Genomic DNA, 21,547 nt, shown 5'->3' with positions numbered 1-21,547 from the left:
CGCGAACGTCTGCCAAAATTTTACGCGTCTCGCCTGGGGAACTTCGGCGGAATGCTACGGTTTTCCCTGGATTGTCATCTGCTAGACACCCCGTTTGCGGTACGATAGTGTGCCTTAACGGGAACACAGAAGACTGGGGAATTTCATTGGTATGGCGTCTGCAGCCGATTTGTTGCGTATTGAAAATCTCGACGTCTCCTTCTCGGTTTTCGGCGACCGGCTTCGCGTCGTAAAGGAAGCCAATCTTCGCATTCTTCCGGGCAAGGTCACCGCTCTCGTCGGTGAATCCGGCTCCGGCAAATCGGTGATCAGCCAGTCGGTGATGGGCATCCTGCCCAATCCGGCGAGGGCCTCCGGCCACATCCTCTTCACCGATCCGCTCGACGGCAGCACGACCGATATCCTGTCGCTCTCGCGTGACAGCGAGGAAATGCGCGACCTGCGCGGCCGGCGCATGGCGACGATCTTCCAGGAGCCGATGACCTCGCTCTCGCCATTGCACACGGTCGGCAACCAGATCAGCGAAGTGCTTTTGATCCATACCGAGATCGACAAGCAGGAAGCGCGTGAGAAGACCGAGGAGATGCTCGGCCTGGTCGGCTTCTCCAATCCACACCGCACCTACGACATGTATCCGTTCGAACTGTCCGGCGGCATGCGCCAGCGCGCCATGATCGCCATGGCGCTGATTTGCAGGCCGGCGCTGCTGATCGCCGACGAGCCGACGACGGCGCTCGACGTGACGATCCAGGCGCAGATCCTCGAATTGCTGCGCGAGCTGCAGGCCAAGCTCGGCATGGCGATGCTGCTTATCACCCACGATCTCGGCATCGTCGCCAACATGGCCGACGAAGTCGTCGTCATCTATCACGGCGAAATCATGGAGGCCGGGCCGGTCGAGGCGATCTTCCGCAATCCGCAGCATCCCTATCTCAAGGCTTTGATGGCCGCCGTTCCGCATTTCGACATGAAACCCGGCGAGCGGCTCAAGGCGCTGCGCGACGTGCCCGTCAATCTCGAGACCCTCGTCGGCAAGAAGAAGCCGCTGCAGGCGGAGGCGCCGGGCACACTGCTTTCGGTCGCCAACCTGTCGAAGACTTATAAGACGCGCAAGCGCAGTCTGCTCGGCAAGCACGAAGCCGCTGTCGTGCACGCCGTCGACGATGTCAGCTTCGACATTCGCCGCGGCGAATGTCTCGGCCTCGTCGGCGAATCCGGTTGCGGCAAGACGACGCTCAGCAAGATCCTGATGCGCGCCATCACACCCGACGGCGGCTCGGTGGTGTTCAACGACGGCAAGGACGTGATCGATGTGCTTTCGGTGCGCGGCGAAGCGCTGCAGGATATGCGCACCAAGATCCAGATGGTGTTTCAGGATCCGGTCTCCTCGCTCTCGCCGCGCATGACGGTGCGCAACATCCTCAGCGAACCGCTTGAAATTCACGACCGCGGCGACAGTGACGAGCGCAAGCGCAAGGTCGAAGGCTTGATGGCGGCGATCGGCCTCGACAAACGTTACCTCAGCCGTTACCCGCACAGTTTTTCCGGCGGTCAGCGCCAGCGCATCGGCATTGCCCGTGCGCTGGCGCTCGGCCCGAAGCTCGTCATCCTCGACGAGCCGGTCTCGGCACTCGACGTCTCCGTCCAGGCGCAGATCCTCAACCTGTTGAAGGACCTGCAGAAGGAGCTGGGGCTGACCTATCTGTTCATTTCGCACAACCTCGCCGTCGTCGATTACATGGCCGACCGCATCGCCGTCATGTGCAAGGGCCGCATCGTCGAGATCGCGCCGCGCGAGATCATCCTGCGCGATCCGGTGCATCCCTATACGAAATCGCTGCTCGCCGCCGTCCCCTTCCCCGATCTCGACCGGCCGCTCGATTTCAAGGCGCTCCGGGAAAACGGCGCCGCCGACAAGCAGAATTGGGGCGTGACCTTCACCGCCGAGCATGACGACGCCTCCGAGCTTGCCTATGCCGATCTCGGCGACGGCCATCTGGTGCGCGCCCGCAAAGGCGCCGATGCCAAGGAGTTGCGCTGATGGTGACGCGTCGCATTTTTCTGGGCGGCCTGGTCGGCGCGGCGATCGCCCCCACAGTGCTTCGGGCTGAGCAGGGCGGCGAGCCGGAATTTCTCAAGGAGCGGCTGGCATCCGGCAGCCTGCCTGGTATGGCCGAGCGCATTCCCGCCCGCCCGCGCATCGTCAACCTGAAGGAGATGGGGCTCGAACCCGGCAGCTACGGCGGCACGGTGCGAACCATCATCGGCAGCCAGCGCGATATCCGCTTCATGACGATCTACGGCTATGCCCGCCTGATCGGCTACAACAAGCACCTGCAGTTCCAGCCGGATATTCTCGCCGATTTCAGCTCGGAAGACGACACTGTCTTTACCTTCAGGCTGCGCGAAGGCCATAAATGGTCCGACGGAGAGCCGTTCACGGCCGACGATTTCCGCTACTGGTGGGAAGACGTCATCCTCAACGAGAAGCTGACGCCGGGCGGCGGCGCGCTGGAACTTCGCCCGCATGGCAGCCTGCCGCGCTTCGAGATGCTCGATCCGCTGACGGTGCGCTACAGCTGGGACAAACCCAACCCGATGTTCCTGCCAACGCTCGCCGGCCCCATCCCGCTCGTCATCGTCGGACCGGCGCATTATCTCAAGCAGTTCCATAAGAAGTTCCAGCCCGACCAGGCGAAAATGGAACAGATGATGCAGGCCAACCGCGTCAAGAAATGGCAGGACCTGCACATCAAAATGGCCCGTTCCTACCGGCCTGAGAATCCCAACCTGCCGACGCTCGATCCGTGGCGCAACACGACGGCGCTGCCGGCCGAGCAATTCGTCTTCGAGCGCAATCCGTTCTTCCACCGCGTCGACGAGACCGGCCGGCAGCTTCCCTATCTCGACCGCTTCATCCTCAACGTCTCCTCCTCGTCGATCATCGCCGCCAAGGCAGGCGCCGGCGAGGCCGACCTGCAGGCGACCGGCATCGACTTCAACGACTACACCTTTCTGAAAGAAGCTGAGAAGCGCTTCTCGGTGAAGGTCAATCTCTGGAAGGTGGCGCGCGGCTCGCGCATCACGCTGCTGCCGAACCTCAACTGCGCCGACGAGGTATGGCGCGGCCTCTTCCGCGACGTACGCCTGCGCCGCGCCTTGTCGCTGGCAATCGACCGGCACGAGATCAACATGGTCGCCTTCTACGGCTTGGGCACGCCGAGCGCCGACACCGTCCTGCCCGACAGCCCGCTGTTCAAGCAGGAATATGCCGATGCCTTCGTGAAGTTCGATGCCGACGAGGCCAACCGCCTGCTCGACGAGATCGGCCTGACCAAGCGCGGCAGTGACGGCATAAGGCTGCTACCGGACGGGCGGCGCGCCGAGATCACCGTCGAAACCGCCGGCGAGAGCAATCTCGACACCGACGTGCTGGAGCTGGTGCACGATCACTGGGCCAATATCGGCCTTGCGCTCTATACCCGCACCTCGCAGCGCGACGTCTTCCGCAACCGCGCCATGAGCGGCTCGATCATGATGTCGATCTGGTACGGCCTCGACAATGGCGTGCCGACGGCCGACATGTCGCCCTCGGGACTGGCGCCGACCCTCGACGATCAGCTGCAATGGCCGCTTTGGGGCATGCATTACCTCTCCGCCGGCCAGGAGGGTGCCGCCCCCGATCTGCCGGAGGCGGCCGAACTGGTCGACCTGCTCAAACAATGGGGCTCGACGGCGAAATTCGAGGAGCGTCAGGTGATCTGGCACAAGATGCTGTCGCTCTATACCCAGCAGGTGTTCTCGATCGGCCTGATCAACAGCACGCTGCAGCCGATCCTTCGCGCCGCCAAACTGCAGAACCTGCCGGAGAAAGCCCTCTACGGCTTCGATCCCACCTCCTATCTCGGCATCTACATGCCGGATGCATTCTGGTACAAGGAGGCCTGAGGCGTGCTCAGATATATTCTCTGGCGCATCGCCGCCATGGTGCCGACGCTCTTCGTCATTTCGGCGCTGGTTTTCACCATCATCGAGCTGCCGCCGGGCGATTTCTTCGAGAGCCAGATCGCCGAGCTGCGCGCCTCCGGCGAGACCGCCAACCTCCAGGAAATCGAGGAGATGCGCCAGCAATACGGCTTCGACAAGCCGGAGATCGTGCGCTATTTCTACTGGGTCGGCGGCATGCTGCACGGCGATTTCGGCTATTCCTTCGAATACCAGATGCCGGTTTCCGACGTAGTCGGCGAGCGCCTGTGGCTGACGATCCTCGTCTCCTTCACGACCATCCTGCTCACCTGGCTGATCGCCTTTCCGATCGGCATCTATTCGGCCACGCACCAGTACAGCTGGAGCGATTACGGGCTGACCTTCCTCGGCCTGCTCGGCATCGCCATCCCGAACTTCATGCTGGCGCTGATCCTGATGTATTTCGCCAATATCTGGTTCGGCATCTCGATCGGCCATCTGATGGACCAGCAATATATCTCGGCGCCGATGAGCTGGGAGAAGGCACGCTCGATCCTCTCCCACCTGTGGATCCCCGTGATCATCGTCGGCACGGCGGGTACGGCCGGCATGATCCGCCGGCTGCGCGCCAACCTGCTCGACGAAATGCAGAAGCAATATGTGACGACGGCGCGCGCCAAGGGCCTGCATCCGATGCGGGCGCTGCTCAAATATCCGCTGCGCATGGCGCTCAACTTCTTCGTCGCCGATATCGGCTCGATCCTGCCGTCGATCATTTCAGGCGCCGAGATCGTCGCGATCGTGCTGTCGCTGGAGACGACCGGGCCGATGCTGATCAAGGCGCTGCAAAGCCAGGACATGTATCTGGCCGGCTCCTTCCTGATGTTTTTGGCCTTCCTCAACGTCATAGGCGTCTTGATCTCCGACATCGCGCTCGGCTTCCTCGATCCCCGCATCCGTCTGCAAGGCAGGAGCACCAAATAATGTCGCCCCTTCCCGCACCCGGCGCGCCGCTTCCCCATTACGTCTCGACCGCGCCTTTCGATCCCTTGGCGACAGAGACCATGACGGCGGCGCAATCGCGCATCCATCTCGCCTCGCAGAAGCAGCTGATGTGGTGGAAGTTCAAGCAGCACCGGCTGGCCTTGATCTCCGGCATCTTTCTTGCCGCCGTCTACCTGATGATCCTGATCGTCGAATTCCTGGCGCCCTATGGCCTGCACACGCGCAATGTCGATTTCATCCACGCGCCGCCGCAGCAAATCCATTTCTTCGACAAGGGCAATTTCGTCGGCCCCTTCGTCTACGGCCGCAGCATGACGCTCGATCTCGACACGCTGCACCGCGTCTATACCGACAGGCCGAACGACGTGCAGCCGATCCGGTTCTTCTGCCGCGGCGATAGCTATAAATTCTGGGGCTTTGCCGCCTCGAATTATCATCTGGTCTGCCCGGCGATCGGCGGCCAGATGTTCCTGCTCGGCACCGACCGGCTCGGCCGCGACGTGCTGTCGCGCATTCTCTACGGCGCGCGGATATCGCTGACGATCGGCCTGATCGGCATTTCGATCAGCTTCGTGCTCGGCATCGTCATCGGCGGGCTTGCCGGCTATTGGGGCGGCATTTTCGATCTGATCGTCCAGCGCCTGATCGAAGTGCTGCAATCGCTGCCGAGCCTGCCGCTCTGGATGGCGCTGGCCGCCATCATGCCGGTGACCTGGAGCCCGATCGTCATCTATTTCGGTATCACCGTCATTCTCGGCATCATCGACTGGACCGGGCTAGCGCGTGCCGTGCGGTCCAAGCTCCTGGCGCTGCGCGAGGAGGATTACGTCCAGGCGGCCCAGCTGATGGGCGCCAGCACGCCGCGCATCATCGGCCGGCACCTGGTGCCGGGCTTCATGTCGCATCTGATTGCCTCGGCGACGATTTCGATCCCCGGCATGATCCTCGGCGAGACCGCGCTCTCCTTCCTCGGCCTCGGCCTTCGCCCGCCGATCACCAGCTGGGGCATTCTGCTGACCGAGGCAAAAAGCGTCAGCGTCATCGCCTTTTATCCTTGGCTGCTCTATCCGATCATTCCTGTTGTTCTTGTCATTTTGGCGTTCAACTTTCTGGGAGACGGCTTGCGTGATGCGGCAGATCCCTACAAATAGCAGAAAACCCGGCGGCGCCTCATGGCACCGCCTCCGCCACGTGGCCTCCGGACGGTGGGGGTACTAACGCATGTTGTTCACCCCGGAGGGAACACCCATGGCCAGACGTCTCGAAGATGCGCGCATCCTCATGTACAGCCACGACACCTTCGGCCTCGGCCATCTCAGGCGCTGTCGTGCCATTGCCCATGCGCTGGTCGAGGATTATCGCGGCCTCAACATCCTGATCATTTCGGGTGCGACGATCGCCGGCGCCTTCGATTACCGCGCCCGCGTCGACTTCGTGAAGATCCCGAGCGTCATCAAGCTGCGCAACGGCGAATATACCTCGCTTGCCAGCCATATCGACCTGCACGAGACGCTGAAGATGCGCGAATCGAGCATTCGCCACACGGCCGAAACCTTCCAGCCCGACATTTTCATCGTCGACAAGGAGCCGATGGGGCTGAAGGGCGAGGTCGAGGATACGCTTGCCTATCTCAAGGCCCGCGGCACGGTGCTGGTGCTCGGCCTGCGCGAGGTTATGGACGCGCCGCATCTGCTCGAGGCCGAGTGGAAGCGGAACGGCATCATGCAGAAGATCGACCAATATTACGACAGCGTCTGGGTCTATGGCCCGCCTGACTTCTACGATCCTTTGATCGGTCTCGACGTGCCCGCGAGCCTGCGCCGGAAGATGGATTTCGTCGGCTTCCTGCAGCGCAGCGTCTCCAAGGGCAAGACCTCGATCAACGCCCGCAAGGATAATTACCTGCTGGTCACCACCGGCGGCGGCGGCGACGGTTCCGATCTCGTCCACGACGTGATGAACGCCTATGAGGCCGATCCAACACTGACGCAGAAGGCGCTTGTCGTGCTCGGGCCCTATATGCCGGCCGCCGAGCGCGCCAAGCTGGTGCAGAAGGGCGAAGCCATTCCCTATATCGAGGTGATCGAGTTCGACAACCACATGGAAGAGCTGATCGACGGCGCCACCGGCGTCGTCGCCATGGGCGGCTACAACACCTATTGCGAGATCCTCTCCTTCGACAAGCCGGCCCTCATCGTGCCGCGCGTCAAGCCGCGCGAGGAACAGCTGCTGCGCGCCAAGCGCGCCAGCGAGCTCGGCTTGGTCGACATGCTGCTGCCGGAACAATCGGTTGATCCCACCATCATGGCCGAGGCGCTGAAGCGCCTGCCCTCGCGCCTGCCACCGTCGAAGAGCGGCAGCAATATGCATCTCGAAGGGCTCGACCACATCTCGCAGACGGTCGGCCGATGGATCGACGGCCGCGCCAGCCACCTTTCCCTCGTCGCGGAATAGGGCACAGCCTTGCCGCCACGCCGCAAGATTCTCGTCGTGCTGAAAGGCTATCCCCGCCTTTCGGAAACCTTCATCGCCCAGGAGCTGCTCGGCTTGGAAAAGGCCGGCTTCGACCTGACGCTGATTTCGATGCGCCGGCCGACCGACAAGAAGCGCCATCCCGTGCATGACGAGATCAAGGCGCGGGTCGTCTACCTGCCGGAATATCTGCACGAGGAGCCGATCCGCGTGCTGAAGGGCCTGATCGCCGGATTCTCCAAACCCGGCTTCAAGGCGCTGATCAAGCGTTTCCTCGCCGACCTGCCACGTGACATCTCCCGCAACCGCTTCCGCCGTCTCGGCCAGGCGCTGGTGCTGGGGCGCGAATGGCCTGATGGCGGGCAATGGCTGCATGCCCATTTCATCCATACGCCGGCTTCGGTGACGGAATATGCCAGCATCCTGACCGGCACACCCTGGACCTGTTCGGCGCATGCCAAGGATATTTGGACGTCGCCCGACTGGGAGCTGCAGGAAAAGCTCGGCAGCGCCCGCTGGGCCGTCACCTGCACCCGGACGGGCTATGAGCACATGCGCAGCCTGACCTCCCGCAAGGACGCGGTGCACCTCAGCTACCACGGTCTTGATCTCGCCCGGTTCGGCGCTTTTGCCGGCGAGCGGTCGGAGAGGACCGGCAGCGACGCCGACGATCCCGCCTTCATTTTGAGCGTCGGCCGCGCCGTCGAGAAGAAGGGCTACGATGTGCTGTTGCGCGCACTCGCCCTGCTGCCCGCCGACCTTCATTGGCGCATGGACCATATCGGCGGCGGCGAGGAGCTTGCGAAGCTGAAGGCATTGGCCGCCGAGCTCGGCCTCTCCCACCGCATCGTCTGGAAGGGCGCCATGGCGCAGGAAGACGTGCTCGATCATTACCGCCGCGCCGACCTCTTCGCGCTGGCCTGCCGGATTGCCGCCAATGGCGACCGCGACGGCCTGCCGAATGTGCTTGTCGAAGCCTCGAGCCAGCGACTGGTCTGTGTTTCCACGACGGTATCCGGCGTGCCGGAACTCTTGAAGGACGGCGAAAACGGCCTGGTCGTGCCGCCGGAAGATCCGGCGCTGCTGGCCAAAGCGCTGGAGGCGGCGATCCGCGACCCGGCCTTGCGCAAGCGCCTCGGCGATGCCGCCGAAAAGCGGGTGCGCGACGATTTCGACTATCACTCCAGCATCCGGCAGCTCAGCGGCCTGTTCGAGGCCGAATGGCAGAAGGCGTCATGACGGCACCGCGTATCTTCTTCTACGTCCAGCACCTGCTCGGCATCGGCCACATCGCCCGCGCCAGCCGCATCGCCAACGCCCTTGTCAAGGATGGTTTCGACGTCACCGTGGTCACCGGCGGCCTGCCGGTGCCGGGTTTTCCCGGCGAAGGCGTCAAGACCGTGGCGCTGCCGCCGGTCGTCGCCAGCAATGCCGGTTTCTCCGGCCTCGCCGATGCAGATGGCCGGCCAGCGGGCGAGGAATTCCTCAATGCCCGCCGCGATCTGCTGCTTGAGGCCTTTCATGCCGCCAGGCCCGATGTCGTCATCATCGAAGCCTTCCCCTTCGGCCGGCGGCAGATGCGCTTTGAACTGCTGCCGCTGCTGGCGGCGATCGACACGGCCGAACCGCGGCCGAAGCTCCTCAGTTCGGTGCGCGACATCCTCCAGGAAAACCGCAAGGCCGGCCGCGACGCGGAGACCGCGGCACTGGTCAGGGCGCATTTCGATGCCGTGCTCGTCCACGGCGATCCCGGCTTCATCAGGCTGGAGGACACTTTCCCGCTGACGGCGGAGATTGCCGACAGACTGCGCTACACCGGCCTCGTCGCCGCGCCGCCGGCGCCGGAACCGAGCGAAACCTTCGACATTATCGCATCGGCGGGCGGCGGCGCGGTCGGCGCCGCGCTGATCGGCGCGACGAAAGAGGCGGCAGCCCTGCTGCCGGCCGATCTTCGCTGGCTGCTGATAGCAGGCCCGAACCTGCCGGAGGCCGATTTCGCCGCGCTGTCGCAGGACGTCGCCCCAAACGTGACGCTGGTGCGTTTCCGCAAGGATTTTCCCTCGCTGCTGCGCGGCGCGAAGGTTTCGATCTCGCAGGCCGGCTACAACACGGTCGGCGACCTCCTGCGCAGTCAATGCCGGGCGATCCTCATCCCCTTCGTCGCCGGCGGCGAGACCGAGCAGACGGTGCGCGCCGAACGGCTGCAGGCACTCGATCTCGCCGATATCCTGCCGGAAACGGGACTGACATCAGGCCATGTCAAGGAAGCCGTCGAAAAGGCGCTCACAGCAGCAGGGCGCGGCGCGGTATCGCTCGATCTCGACGGGGCGGTGAAGACCGCCGGCATCATCCGCGCCATGCTGACCGGCAATTGAAAGCTTTGAGGATTTCGACGAGCGCCCGCGGTTAAAGAAGCGGGCGCACGGTTTCGGCACGGCCCGGCAAATCTCATCCTGCCAGTATCTGGCAGCAGCAAGCCTGTATAAGCTTATCTCATGTCTCGTTCCGAACGCCTCCTCGACCTTCTCCAGGTATTGCGCCGCCACCGCCGGCCGGTCAGCGGCGGGGTGCTGGCCGACGAGATCGGCGTCAGCATCCGCACCCTCTATCGGGATATCGCCAGCCTTCAGGCCCAGGGCGCCGCGATCGAGGGTGAACCCGGCGTCGGTTATGTCCTGAAACCGGGATTTCTGCTACCGCCGCTGATGTTTCCGCCTGAGGAAATCGAAGCGCTCGTGCTCGGCTCCCGATGGGTGGCAGACAGAGGGGACGATCACTTCCGCGATGCAGCGCGCAATGCGCTGGCGCGGATCGCCGCCGTTCTGCCGCCCGAATTGCGCGACGCATTGGAGGCCTCCGCCCTTCTGGTGGGGCCAGGCGTCAAACTCCCTGTCGACTCGGTCGATCCGGCCCTGCTGCGCAAGGCGATCCGCACCGAACGCAAACTTTCGCTGTCCTATAGCGACGGCGCCGGCGTGGCGTCGGAGCGTGTGGTGTGGCCGTTCGCGCTTGCCTTTTTCGACCAGGTGCGCCTCCTCCTCGGCTGGTGCGAACTCCGTCAGGATTTCCGCTCGTTTCGCACGGATCGGATCGTTCATGCGCAAGTGCTCGACGCGCGCTATCCCAAGCGCCGGCAGACGCTGCTGAAACAATGGCGGGAGACCCAGGGAATATCGGCCCCCGAACATTAGAAGGGCACAGATATATGCGGCAGGTGGATCATGCAAAGAACGGAACGGGGCGAAAGCCGTGTTCGTCAACGGTGGGTTTTCCTCCTGAACGTAGCCGCCAGGCAGTTTCACATACTCCCATGAGAGCGGGATAGGCTCTAAAGCACGTGCTCCCGAACGGCATACCCGGCGTTGCGCATAACATCGACGACGCGGCCGGTATAAATCGCGTTCCAGTATGATGGCGGTGAAGACTCGATGCCCTGATCGACAGATTTTCCTGTCGCGGAAGCGGCCGACACGATGAAGATTCACGACGCGCAGAAGGCTTTTGCGACTTTCGCACTTGTTTAGCTCCACGGTCGTTGTCTTGCGCAAGTGCTCGTCGTCGATCCAGTCGAGGGTGAACAGTGTCCGCTCGCGATCCGGCCGTCTGCCGGGGCGCCCGGGCAAGACCGCTCTTCAGCTAAGTGTTCGGCTGCGGGATTGCCAGCCCATCCACCAGAGTGGCAATGGCTGCCTCCAGCGGCGCCGATCCGACTTTTTCTGGCACCAGAAGTCCATCGATCGCGAGCAGGGTGATGCCGTGAATAAGCGCCCATGCGGCGGTCGCCTGTCCCCTGACTGGCCGCTTGCGAATGGTGCCAGCAGCCTGACCGCGTCCGAGCATGTCAAGCACTACGTCGAATACAGCGAGCGCCCTTTGATCGAGATGCATTCCTACGGCCCGCCCCTCCTCCGCGCTGAACATCAGGCGATATAGGGCCGGGTTATCGGTTCCGAACGCGACATATGCCAGAGAAATCGGAGTGATTTCCTCGAGCAGAGATCGGGGGGCTTCCGGTTTCGCCTTCACTAGCGCCTCGCGTAGTCGATCGAACCCAATCATGGCGAGTTCTACCAGAAGAGCAGTCCTGTCCGGAAAGTGCTTGTAGGGCGCCGCGTGGCTGACGCCTGCCCGACGGGCGACTTCCCGCAGCGTGAACTGCCAGTCCTTCTCTGTCCGAAGCATGTCCAGAGCAGTTTCAATAATCGCACGGCGGAGATCACCGTGATGATAGGGGCGGTGGGGTGTAGCCTGCATGGTACCTCGAAGTTTCTCTCAGAAACATTGTTGACACTGGTAACTTTGTCGCCTATTTAAAGATTATGTTTCTTCTGCCTACATCGGAATGCACCATGAACGCCATAGCAAAAAGTCACCGACGCCGATCAAAAGGATGCAGTCTGCCAGCGGAATAGGTGCCTATCACGGCGTCGAGAGCTTCAGGCGACTGAGCCATGCCAAAGGCATCTATGAGCAGGGACGGTGGAATATTGTGAAACTGCTCCAGCCCCATTCGGAACACTCACCGAACGCATCTTGAGCTTCCTGCTCCGGTAAACGTTCGAATTCTATACGGGCAAGTAAAGGCCAACATTGTGCCAGCTCCCCCAGAGATCACGTAATTAAAAGGAAAACAGATGCAACACGTTGCTAACGCGGAAACGCAAACGTCCCTCGTAGGAAAATTGAATGGTGCCGCAGCGAAGCGGGCCCTGATCACCGGTGCGTCCAGTGGCATGGGTCTCGAATACGCCGAACTTTTGGCAGCGCAGAAGGTAAATCTCGTGCTCGCCGCCCGGCGCAGGGAGCCGATGGAGAAGCTGGCCATAGAGCTTCGGCAGAAATATGGTGTCGAGATCGTCGTCGAACCGATCGATCTTGCAGTCCCTGGTGCTGCCGCTCGCTTGAAAAGCAGTCTGGACGACAAGTCGCTGCAGATCGATATTCTGGTGAACAATGCCGGGTATGGGTTGCATGGGGACTTTCTGGACACCCCGCTGGAGCGCACGACCGATATGATACAGCTCAACATCACGGCGGTAACGGAACTGAGCTTTATCTTCGGACAGCATATGGCAACCCGCGGGTCGGGACAGATACTTCTCATAGGGAGCATTCTGGCATTCCAACCCGTCCCTGGGTTTTCTGCCTATGCAGCAACGAAGTCTTACGTGCTGTCGTTTGGAGAAGCTTTGCACGACGAACTCAGCCCTCGAGGCGTGACTGTCACCTGCCTTTGCCCAGGACACACCGAAACCGGATTCGATTCGGCCGCTAGCGCCCCTGTTTCGCGCATGCTGCGCCTTCTGACGATGAAGCCCCGCCCCGTCGCCGAAAGCGGTCTCCGCGCGCTGTCACAAGGCAAGCCCTCCGTAGTTGCCGGGTTCATGAACAAGATCATCATATTTTCAAATCGCCTGACACCGCGTTCGATGCAACGAGCCGTCATGAAAAGCGTTACGGGCGGATAGAACTGCAGTCGGCCGGCGACCGACACGTTCGTTGCCAGTCTGTCGATCTTGGCAGCCAGTGTGCATTTTCAGGAAGGTCGGCCTCCGGATGGCAACGGCGAATCCCGCCCGTATCACTATCTGTGTCCATCTGATGCTCGGGGCTCGCATCGAGACGTACGATACTGCCAGAATTTGGCAGTATCGGGTCATAAGGTTCTGCTGTCCAACGAACAACAGGAGAGCCTTATGACGGCCAGCAACAGCATTCTTCTCTACGTGACCGACGCGCCGGCGAGCGCCCGCTTCTACGCCAAGCTGCTCGGCACGGAGCCGGTGGAAGCGAGCGAGACCTTCGCCATGTTCATCTTGCCCTCCGGCCTGGGGCTCGGTCTCTGGGGCAAAGCGGGCGTCGAGCCCGCGCCGGCAGCGGCGGGCGGCGGCTCCGAAATTGGGTTCAAGGTCGCCGCCACCGACATGGTCGATGCGACCCATACTGACTGGCAGGCCAAGGGCGCGAATATCGTCATGGCCCCGACCGATCTCGATTTCGGCCGAAGCTTCGTCGCCGCCGATCCCGATGGGCACCGCCTGCGCGTCTACACCGTGACGGAGGTTTGAGCCATGGCCAAAGCCTGGATCGCCGTCGCCTCCGCAGAGCATGTGCGCATCGGCCGTCAAGCCGGCTTCATGCAGGTCTGCCACGGCAAGGCATCACCCCTCAGGCGGATCACGCCCGGGGATCGCGTGATCTATTATTCGCCCACCGTGGTCTTTGGCGGCAAGGACCGCCTTCAGGCTTTCACCGCGATCGGCATGGCCCGCGACGGCGCGCTTTACCAGGTGGAGATGGAAAGCGGTTTCAGGCCCTGGCGGCGGGATGTCGACTGGCAGCCTGCGCAGGAAACCTCGATCCGGTCGCTGCTCGGCCGCCTCGCCTTCACCAGGGTCGGCCCCAATTGGGGCTATCAGCTCCGCTTCGGTTTGTTCGGCATCGGCGACGAGGATGCCGATATGATCGCGGAAGCGATGAGCCATGCCAATCCGAATACCATGCTTCGCGACGTCGCGGCGTGAACCCGACCGCCCGGACCAATGACCGGCCCTCGGATTTTTCCGGGGGCTTCTTTGCGCGCAGCGCCGATCCCGGCAAGATTGCGGACCGGCTCGGGGATAAAATTATCCAGCAATTGCAAGCCTTACCGCCTCCTTTGCGCGTCTTTTCAAACGCGCGGCGCTGTAATCCAAAAATCCTGTGATATAAGCAATGTTCCGGCGAGAATCGGCACGTCTGCAGCCGGTCGCTTCGCCTTGTATTCATTGCGATATCGGCGGTCCGGCTGCATGGTCCTGTTCTCAGAATTCCTCCCCATCCCGGCCCCCGGAATTTCCCAGCACGCTGACGGTTAAGCCATGGAAAAAAGCCTCGCCCGCTACATCTGGAAGAACACGCGGCTGCAGCAGCTGTGGATTCTGGCTGTCGTCGCCGCCTCGATGGTGCCCTATTTCCTGTCCTTCGATCTGCCGAAGCAGATCGTCAACGGACCGATCCAGGGCGACGGTTTCGAAGGTCCGGGCGCAAGACAGACCTTCATGCACATCGCCTACGACATTCCGCTGATCGGCCATGTCGAATTCTTTCAAGGCTTGCAGCTCAACCGCTTCCAGATGCTGATGGCGCTCAGCCTGGTGTTTCTGGCGCTGGTGGTGCTGAACGGCCTCTTCAAGTTCTATATCAACACCTATAAGGGCCGCCTCGGCGAGCGCATGCTGCGCCGTATCCGCTTCGAACTGATCGACCGGGTCTTACGTTTTCCGCCCATCCACTTCAAACGGGTGAAATCGGCCGAGATCGCCACGATGATCAAGGACGAGGTGGAGCCGATGGGCGGCTTCACCGGCGATGCCTTCGTCTCGCCTGCCCTTCTCGGCGGCCAGGCGATCACGGCGCTCGCCTTCATCATCGTCCAGAATTTCTGGCTCGGCATGATCGCAGCCGGCATCGTCGGCGTCCAGGCCGTCGTCATCCCCCGCATGCGCAAGCGCCTGCTGGACCTCGGCCGCCAGCGGCAGCTGACGGCCCGCGAACTTTCCGGCCGCGTCGGCGAAATCGTCGACGGCATCGGCACGATCCACGGCAACGACACATCAAACCTCGAGCGCGCTGACATCGCCTCGCGGCTCGGCCGGATCTTTTCGATCCGCTACGACCTTTACCAGTGGAAATTCCTGGTGAAGTTCATCAACAACTTCCTCGCCCAGGTCACGCCCTTCCTGTTCTATGCGATCGGCGGCTACCTGGCGCTGCAGGGCCGGCTCGACATCGGTCAGCTCGTCGCCGTCATATCAGCCTATAAGGACCTGCCCGGGCCGCTAAAGGAACTGATCGATTGGGATCAGATGCGCCAGGACGTGCAGGTGAAGTACCAGCAGGTCTACGAGCAGTTCAACGTCGAGCCGCTGATCGACAGCCGCATCCAGGAACTGGCGACCGCACCCGTCGGCGCGCTGACCAGCGCGCTCGTCGTCACCAATCTCTCACTCTCCGACGACAGCGGCGCCCGCCTCGTCGACCACGTCTCCGTCGAGATCAAGCCGAACGAGACGGTGGCGATCGTCGGCCCGAACGGCAGCGGCGCCGAAGCCTTCGCGGAAGCGCTCGGCCGTATGGTCTGGCCGGACTCCGGCCGCATCACCATCGACGGGCGCGACCTGCTGGACCTGCCGGAATCGATCACCGGCCGGCGCATCTCCTATGCCTCGGCCGACACTTTCTTCTTCCACGGCTCGCTCGCCAGCAATCTGCTCTACGGCCTCAAACACGCGCCGATGACCGATCCCGTCTACGACGAGAAGGAAGCGCTCGAATATAAATGGCATTCCGTCGAGGCGGTGAAGGCCGGCAATCCGACGCTCGATCTCAACAGCGACTGGGTGGACTACCAAGCGGCCGGTGCCAGCGGGCCGGAAGATCTGCTGAAGGCCATCCGCCCGGTGCTCGACGCCGTGCTGATCTCGCAGGACATCCTCGATCTGGCGCTGCGCTCGAACGTCAATACCGACGTACATGTGGCAGTCAGCGACCACGTCGTCGCCCTGCGCGCCTCGCTCCGGGACCGGCTGCGCGACGAAGGGCTCGACGGCATCGTCGTGCCCTTCGATTTCGACGCCTATAACGCCCAGGCGACGGTCGGCGAAAACCTGCTGTTCGGCACCATGAAGCGGCCGCTGATGACCAACCGCCGGCTGGCTGCCCATCCCTATTTCCAGCAGCTGTTCCGCGAGACGGGGCTCAGCACCGATCTCTACGCCATGGGCCTCGAGATCGCTGAGAACGCCGTCGAACTCTTCCACGACCTGCCGCCGGACCATCCGTTCTTTCAGCAGCTGACCTTCATGACGGCGGACGACATTCCGACTTACCAGGCGCTGCTGCAGAAGCTGCAAAGCCGCCGCTTCGAAGATGCGACGCCCGAGGAACGCTCGGCCATCATCCGGCTGAGCTTCGCCTATATCGAGCCGCGTCACCGCTTCGGCCTGCTGACCGACGAGCTGATGGACAAGATCGTCAGCGCCCGCAAGCAGTTCCACGAGCATATCCCGGCCGATCTCGCCGAGCTGATCGAGCGCTACGACGCCGAGCGTTTCACCCCGTCGGCCAGCCTGATGGACAATGTGCTCTTCGGCCGCATCGCCTATCAGCAGGCCGATGCCTCCGACCGCATCCGCGCCATCATGGGCGAGCTTTTCGACGCGCTCGATCTTTATGACGATGTCCTGTCGATCGGGCTGGAATTCGACGTCGGCTCCGGCGGCAAGCGGCTGACCATGGTGCAGCGGCAGAAGCTGAATCTGGCGCGTGCATTGTTGAAACGCTCGGACTATTTCATCTTCAACCGGCCGCTGTCGGCGCTCGACCAGCGCGTTCAGGATCAGATCGCCCGCAACATCGTCGAAGACCTGCACGAAGAAGGCAAGCGGCCGGCGATCATCTGGGTGCTCTCCAATGCGCGGCTCGCCGAGATGTTCGACCGGATCCTGCTCTTCGACCGCGGCGGGCTGGCGGAAGCCGGAAACTATCCGGAACTTTCCGAGAAAAACGGGATGTTCAAGGAACTGTTATCGTAATATTCTATTGCAGCGGCGATGGTAGGCGTTCCCGGGGGGACGCCCGGAATTGAAGGCGCCTGGTTCCAAGAACCCTGCGTCAGGGGATTGAAACGCTCATGCTGTTGAGAGACGAAGTCGAAATGCTGCGCCGGGTGCCGATCTTTTCGAGGATTGCGCCGGCCAAGCTCAAGCTTTTGGCCTTCACCTCCGACCGCATGACCTACAAGGCCGGCCAGGATCTCTTCCATCAGGGCGATGTCGGCGACGCCGCCTATGTCATCCTCTCCGGCAGCGCCGACATCATCGTCTCCTCGCCGGCCGGCGAGATCAAGGTCGCCGATGTCGAGCTCAATTCCATCGTCGGCGAAATCGCCATCCTCTGCGACGTCTCGCGCACGGCCACGGTGCGCGCCACCTCGCCGCTCGAAGTGCTGCGCATCAGCAAGGAGCACTTCCTCAAGCTGCTGAGCGACTTCCCCGAAATGGCCGTCGAAATCATGCGCGTGCTCGCCGACCGCCTGAACCACACCACCGCCGAACTGACCGCGGCCCGGGCGGCGAAGCAGCCGCAGATGGCGCAGTAAAACGCATTTGGCATTGCGGCGGCCATTGCTGGGCGCCATGAAGAAGGCGCAGTATTTCCACTTGACTGACGTTCTGGCGAATACGATAGATCACGACAAAAGATGTGCGTGAAATGACCAGTTCGCGCGTTCCATCGATTCGTCCGGGCCGGCCGATCTCCGGCTGATCGATGAGCAAATCGGTCTGACGCTCGATCTCATCAAGTTGGCTTATCGCGGCGCCGACATTCTGGTCGGCGATAAACTGAATGGCTCTTTTGCGATCGGATGCAGCTTTCGCAAGCCAGACGAGCTTCACTTGCTCTCGCCCTTAAGCCGCGCCAACAGTTCCGCCCGTTCGCGCGCCATCTCTTCCTTGACGACTTCGTGCGGGATCCAGACCGCGTTCGGATCATCGGCTTCCCGAATCGCTTCCTCGACCTGTTCGCGGAACCACTTGTCGTATTCCGCTGCCTCATGGGTCCGACGCAGCGCCGCGGCCCGATCCGGCCGCGATGCCGTCTCGGGAACGTAATCGGCCGCATCGACATCGAACTGCGAGATGCCGACATCCTTGAGATAGGACACCAGCGTATCCATGCGCTTGAACACACGCACCTGCCGGCTGCGCTGGGCGGCGAGCGGACGCTCGGCCTTGCCGTAGCGGATGACGACGGACCAGCCGCCGGTTTTGCCGACGACATGCGCGGCATCGACCGCGCCTGCATCGACAAGACGGGAAAGGGTCGAATGATCGATGGTTTCCGCGGCCATGGCATATCCTCGCTGATCGCGGATATGATATGCAATTAATTATAGATTGCAATGCATTTAATAATTGAGTTGCATTGCCCGAAATGAAAGTTCGCTTTGATTCTTCTGCCCGGTCGGTGCCGATAGCCGCCCCTCACCCTAACCCTCTCCCCGTAAAAACGGGGAGAGGGGACGTGCCCAGTGAGAGCTTGGCGAGAAACGGAGAGGTCGCGGCTCAGTCCCTTCGCCCCGCAAGCGGGGAGAAGGTGCCGGCAGGCGGATGAGGGGCGGGCCTCGACGCCCCGCCTATTCGCGCTGTTCCAGCGCCCTGCTGAAGGCGAGCGCCGCCAGTGTGCAGATGGCGCCGGAGAGCAGGTAGTAGCCGACGAAGGTCAGGCCGAAGCGGCTGGAGAGGCTGAGCGCCACCAGCGGCGCGAAGCCGGCGCCGATCAGCCAGGCGAGGTCCGAGGTGAAGGCAGCCCCGGTATAGCGATAGCCGCGGCCGAAGCGCGACGAGATCGAGCCGGTCGCCTGGCCGAAGGACAGGCCGAGCACGCCGAAGCCGATGATGACGAAGGCGTCGTGGCCGTTATTGCCGGAGGCGATCAGGATCGGCCCGACGAAGCTGAAGACGGCGATCAGGACGGCGCAGATCGCAAGCTGGGCGCGCCGGCCGATACGGTCGGCGATCAGGCCCGAGGCGATGATGGCGACGATGCCGACCATGGCGCCGACCACCTGCACCACCATGAAGGCGCCGATCGGCTGGTTGCCGTAAAGGCTCATCCAGCCGAGCGGGAAGATGGTGACGAGGTGGAACATGGCAAAACTGGCGAGCGGCACGAAGGCGCCGATCAGAATGTCGCGGCCGTGAACGCGCAGCACGTCGAGGATCGGTGCGGCCTCCAGCTCGTGCTGCTCGAGCAGCGTGCCGAATTCCTTGGTCATCACCAGGCGCAGACGCGCAAACAGCGCCACGACGTTGATCGCGAAAGCGACGAAGAAGGGATAACGCCAGCCCCAGGAGAGGAAATCCTCACTGGAAAGATTGGCGACGAAATAACCGAACAGCGTGCTTGCCAGCGCAAAGCCGATCGGCGCGCCGAGCTGCGGGATCATCGCATACCAGCCGCGGCGATTGGCCGGCGCGTTGAGCGCCAGCAGCGAGGCAAGCCCGTCCCAGGCGCCGCCGAGGGCAAAGCCCTGGCCGAGACGGAAGAGCGCCAACAGCGCGATCGACCAGACGCCGATCTCCTCATAACCCGGCAGGAAGGCGATCGAGGCGGTGGAGCCGCCGAGCAGGAAGAGTGCGATCGTCAGCTTGGTGCCGCGCCCATACATCCGGTCGATGGTCATGAAGACGACGGAGCCGACCGGGCGGGCAAGGAAGGCCAGCGAGAAGATGGCGAAGGAATAGAGCGTCGCCGTCAGCCTGTCCGGCGCGAAGGGGAAGACCAGCTGTGGAAAGACCAGGACCGAGGCGAGGCCATAGACGAAGAAATCGAAGAATTCCGACATGCGGCCGATCACCACGCCGACGGCGATGCTGCCAGGCGAAACCGGTTTGTCGTCGTGAATACGCCGCGCGTCGCGTTCCAGCGACGATGATGACGGCCCGTAATGCGATGTTGTTGCCATAAACGCCTCCTCGTTAAGGCGCTTCCGGCAAGGCGCCCCAAGCGTGATCTTGATCAAACCCGCAGGCTTATCAAGTCCGTAAGACTGAAATAGTTGATCATCACGGCGCAAATGAAGCGCAGATAGGAAAAATTGCATGACCCGAATGGTGATTTTCCCCTGCAAATGCTGGCCCGGCCGGTTCTTGGGGATATATTGGACTGAAACATGCCCCGGCGACAAATCCTTCTGGATTTCATCAGGATTTCAACGCTATAGCACACCATGATTTACGCCGCAGTGCGGCATGCTTGCTGCACTGCGACCAAAGGCCTCATGTCGCGATCAGGTTCAGTGCTTTAGTCGCGAGACAAACGAAACAACAAGAGCTTAGAGACGTGCCAAAACTCATGAAGTTTTCCCGCCTTCTATCCGTCTTGCCGCTGCTTTTCCTGGCAGGATGCAACATGGTGGTCATGGCGCCCTCAGGCGACATCGCCGTGCAACAGCGCGATCTCATCGTCATTTCGACGGTGCTGATGCTTCTGATCATCGTCCCGGTGATCTTCCTGACGCTGCTCTTTGCCTGGCGCTACCGCCACTCCAACACGGCCGCAACCTATGCGCCGGAATGGCACCATTCGACCCGCCTCGAAATCATCATCTGGGCTGCACCCCTGGCGATCATCATCGCGCTCGGCGCCGTGACCTGGATTTCCACCCATAAGCTCGATCCCTACCGGCCGCTCGACCGCCTCGATGCGGCGCGCGCCATTCCGGCCGATACCAAGCCGCTGACCGTCGAGGTCGTGGCGCTCGACTGGAAGTGGCTGTTCTTCTATCCCGAACTCGGCATCGCCACCGTCAACGAGCTTGCCGCGCCGGTGGACCAGCCGATCAATTTCAAGATCACCGCCTCCTCGGTGATGAATTCCTTCTATATCCCCGCCCTTGCCGGCCAGATCTACGCCATGCCTGGTATGGAGACGACGCTGCACGCCGTCATCAACAAAGAAGGCGAGTATGAGGGCTTCTCCGCCAATTACAGCGGCTCGGGCTTCTCGCATATGCGCTTCAAGTTTCACGGCCTTCCCCGCGAAGGCTTCGACGCCTGGGTGGCCAAGGTCAAGCAGCAGGGCACGATGCTCAACCGCGACGCCTATCTGAAGCTCGAAAAGCCGAGCGAGAAGGAGCCGGTGCGCTACTATGCCGGTGCCGATGCCGACCTTTACAACGCCATCCTCAACATGTGCGCCACACCTGGCAAGATGTGCATGAACGAGATGATGCATATCGACATGATGGGCGGCGGCGGCAAGGAGAGCGTGGAGAACCGCGAGAAGCTGCAATATGACAACCGCCATGCCGACGAAGGCATCGTGGCGCCTGCCGCCACCGTGCCGGCAACGGGCGCTCCGGCGCGCAGCGAACCGGCCAAGTCAAGCGATGGCAACAGCATGCAGCACGACATGCCCGGCATGGACAGCACGCCCGGTACGGACATGCAGCATGACGGCCATTCCATGCCCGGCATGACCAACGGCGCCGATCCTGCGCCGGCGCAGCTCAACAACAACAATTAACCTGGCGCTTTGCGTCGCAAGACATAATGAA

The 21,547-nt window shown here is 62.2% G+C and carries 18 protein-coding genes and 1 pseudogene; 15 read left to right on the top strand and 4 right to left on the bottom strand.

The features are described from left to right. Positions 1 to 151 precede the first annotated feature (151 nt). The 8 genes from AMK05_RS27835 (at position 152) to AMK05_RS27800 (ending at position 10,634) form a co-directional block, all read left to right on the top strand. Entirely contained in the window at positions 152 to 2,041 is a 1,890-nt protein-coding gene (locus AMK05_RS27835) for an ABC transporter ATP-binding protein (RefSeq protein ID WP_064842979.1), read from the top strand. Further along, positions 2,041 to 3,948 carry an ABC transporter substrate-binding protein gene (locus AMK05_RS27830; protein ID WP_064842977.1) on the top strand — a complete coding sequence of 636 codons (1,908 nt, stop codon included), beginning with the start codon at positions 2,041 to 2,043 and terminating at the stop codon, positions 3,946 to 3,948. Before AMK05_RS27835 ends, AMK05_RS27830 begins: the two co-directional genes overlap by 1 nt. Before the next feature lie 3 nt (positions 3,949 to 3,951). Further along, positions 3,952 to 4,950: an ABC transporter permease gene (locus AMK05_RS27825; RefSeq protein WP_003595069.1), complete on the top strand. Its 999-nt coding sequence runs from the start codon at positions 3,952 to 3,954 to the stop codon at positions 4,948 to 4,950. Further along, positions 4,950 to 6,122, top strand: coding sequence for an ABC transporter permease (locus tag AMK05_RS27820; protein WP_064842974.1), 1,173 nt, complete (start codon positions 4,950 to 4,952; stop codon positions 6,120 to 6,122). The genes AMK05_RS27825 and AMK05_RS27820 overlap by 1 nt, the downstream gene beginning before the upstream one ends. 97 nt (positions 6,123 to 6,219) lie before the next feature. Next, entirely contained in the window at positions 6,220 to 7,425 is a 1,206-nt protein-coding gene (locus AMK05_RS27815) for a glycosyltransferase family protein (protein WP_064842972.1), read from the top strand. 9 nt (positions 7,426 to 7,434) lie between these two features. After that, a complete protein-coding gene (locus AMK05_RS27810) occupies positions 7,435 to 8,682 on the top strand; it encodes a glycosyltransferase (protein ID WP_064842970.1) in 1,248 nt (415 codons plus the stop codon). Further along, positions 8,679 to 9,818 (top strand): glycosyltransferase family protein, encoded by a 1,140-nt coding sequence (locus AMK05_RS27805; protein ID WP_064842968.1) that lies wholly within the window; start codon positions 8,679 to 8,681, stop codon positions 9,816 to 9,818. Before AMK05_RS27810 ends, AMK05_RS27805 begins: the two co-directional genes overlap by 4 nt. Before the next feature lie 120 nt (positions 9,819 to 9,938). Beyond that, on the top strand, positions 9,939 to 10,634 hold the full coding sequence (locus AMK05_RS27800) for a helix-turn-helix transcriptional regulator (protein WP_064842965.1): 696 nt from the start codon (positions 9,939 to 9,941) through the stop codon (positions 10,632 to 10,634). A gap of 445 nt (positions 10,635 to 11,079) precedes the next feature. Here the strand turns inward: AMK05_RS27800 and AMK05_RS27795 are convergent, their stop codons facing one another. Then, on the bottom strand, positions 11,080 to 11,697 hold the full coding sequence (locus tag AMK05_RS27795) for a TetR/AcrR family transcriptional regulator (RefSeq protein WP_064842963.1): 618 nt from the start codon (positions 11,695 to 11,697) through the stop codon (positions 11,080 to 11,082). A gap of 380 nt (positions 11,698 to 12,077) precedes the next feature. Here AMK05_RS27795 and AMK05_RS27790 point away from each other — a divergent pair, with 380 nt between their 5' ends. The 6 genes from AMK05_RS27790 to AMK05_RS27770 all read left to right on the top strand — a co-directional run bounded on the left by AMK05_RS27790 (position 12,078) and on the right by AMK05_RS27770 (position 17,584). Beyond that, positions 12,078 to 12,911: an SDR family NAD(P)-dependent oxidoreductase gene (locus AMK05_RS27790; RefSeq protein WP_064842961.1), complete on the top strand. Its 834-nt coding sequence runs from the start codon at positions 12,078 to 12,080 to the stop codon at positions 12,909 to 12,911. Positions 12,912 to 13,139: 228 nt separating this feature from the next. Next, a complete protein-coding gene (locus AMK05_RS27785) occupies positions 13,140 to 13,511 on the top strand; it encodes a VOC family protein (RefSeq protein ID WP_064842958.1) in 372 nt (123 codons plus the stop codon). Between the two features lie 3 nt (positions 13,512 to 13,514). Then, a complete protein-coding gene (locus AMK05_RS27780) occupies positions 13,515 to 13,967 on the top strand; it encodes an EVE domain-containing protein (RefSeq protein WP_064842956.1) in 453 nt (150 codons plus the stop codon). Then, a complete protein-coding gene (locus AMK05_RS34935) occupies positions 13,964 to 14,149 on the top strand; it encodes a hypothetical protein (protein ID WP_143535770.1) in 186 nt (61 codons plus the stop codon). The genes AMK05_RS27780 and AMK05_RS34935 overlap by 4 nt, the downstream gene beginning before the upstream one ends. A gap of 154 nt (positions 14,150 to 14,303) precedes the next feature. After that, entirely contained in the window at positions 14,304 to 17,018 is a 2,715-nt protein-coding gene (locus AMK05_RS27775) for an ABC transporter ATP-binding protein (RefSeq protein WP_064842954.1), read from the top strand. Between the two features lie 98 nt (positions 17,019 to 17,116). Next, entirely contained in the window at positions 17,117 to 17,584 is a 468-nt protein-coding gene (locus AMK05_RS27770) for a cyclic nucleotide-binding domain-containing protein (protein ID WP_004679746.1), read from the top strand. Between the two features lie 13 nt (positions 17,585 to 17,597). On the opposite strand, the pseudogene AMK05_RS34120 reads toward AMK05_RS27770, so the two are convergent. The 3 genes and pseudogenes from AMK05_RS34120 to AMK05_RS27760 form a co-directional block, all read right to left on the bottom strand. Beyond that, a pseudogene (locus AMK05_RS34120) lies at positions 17,598 to 17,882 on the bottom strand (type II toxin-antitoxin system RelE/ParE family toxin); the annotation flags it as partial. Continuing rightward, the gene (locus tag AMK05_RS27765; protein ID WP_064842951.1) at positions 17,879 to 18,337 is read right to left on the bottom strand and encodes a hypothetical protein; all 459 of its coding nucleotides are present in this window, start codon (positions 18,335 to 18,337) and stop codon (positions 17,879 to 17,881) included. The pseudogene AMK05_RS34120 and the gene AMK05_RS27765, both read right to left, overlap by 4 nt. 285 nt (positions 18,338 to 18,622) lie before the next feature. Continuing rightward, on the bottom strand, positions 18,623 to 19,954 hold the full coding sequence (locus AMK05_RS27760) for an MFS transporter (RefSeq protein ID WP_064842949.1): 1,332 nt from the start codon (positions 19,952 to 19,954) through the stop codon (positions 18,623 to 18,625). 377 nt (positions 19,955 to 20,331) lie between these two features. On the opposite strand from AMK05_RS27760, the gene cyoA reads away from it, so the two are divergent. Continuing rightward, entirely contained in the window at positions 20,332 to 21,516 is a 1,185-nt protein-coding gene (cyoA, locus tag AMK05_RS27755; RefSeq protein ID WP_064842947.1) for a ubiquinol oxidase subunit II, read from the top strand. The last annotated feature ends 31 nt before the right edge of the window (positions 21,517 to 21,547 follow it).

Origin of the sequence: Rhizobium sp. N324 (assembly GCF_001664485.1) — a bacterium.
GTDB lineage: Bacteria > Pseudomonadota > Alphaproteobacteria > Rhizobiales > Rhizobiaceae > Rhizobium.
The sequence above is the reverse complement of the archived record's forward strand: the minus strand, read 5'-3'. Positions and strand labels throughout refer to the sequence as shown.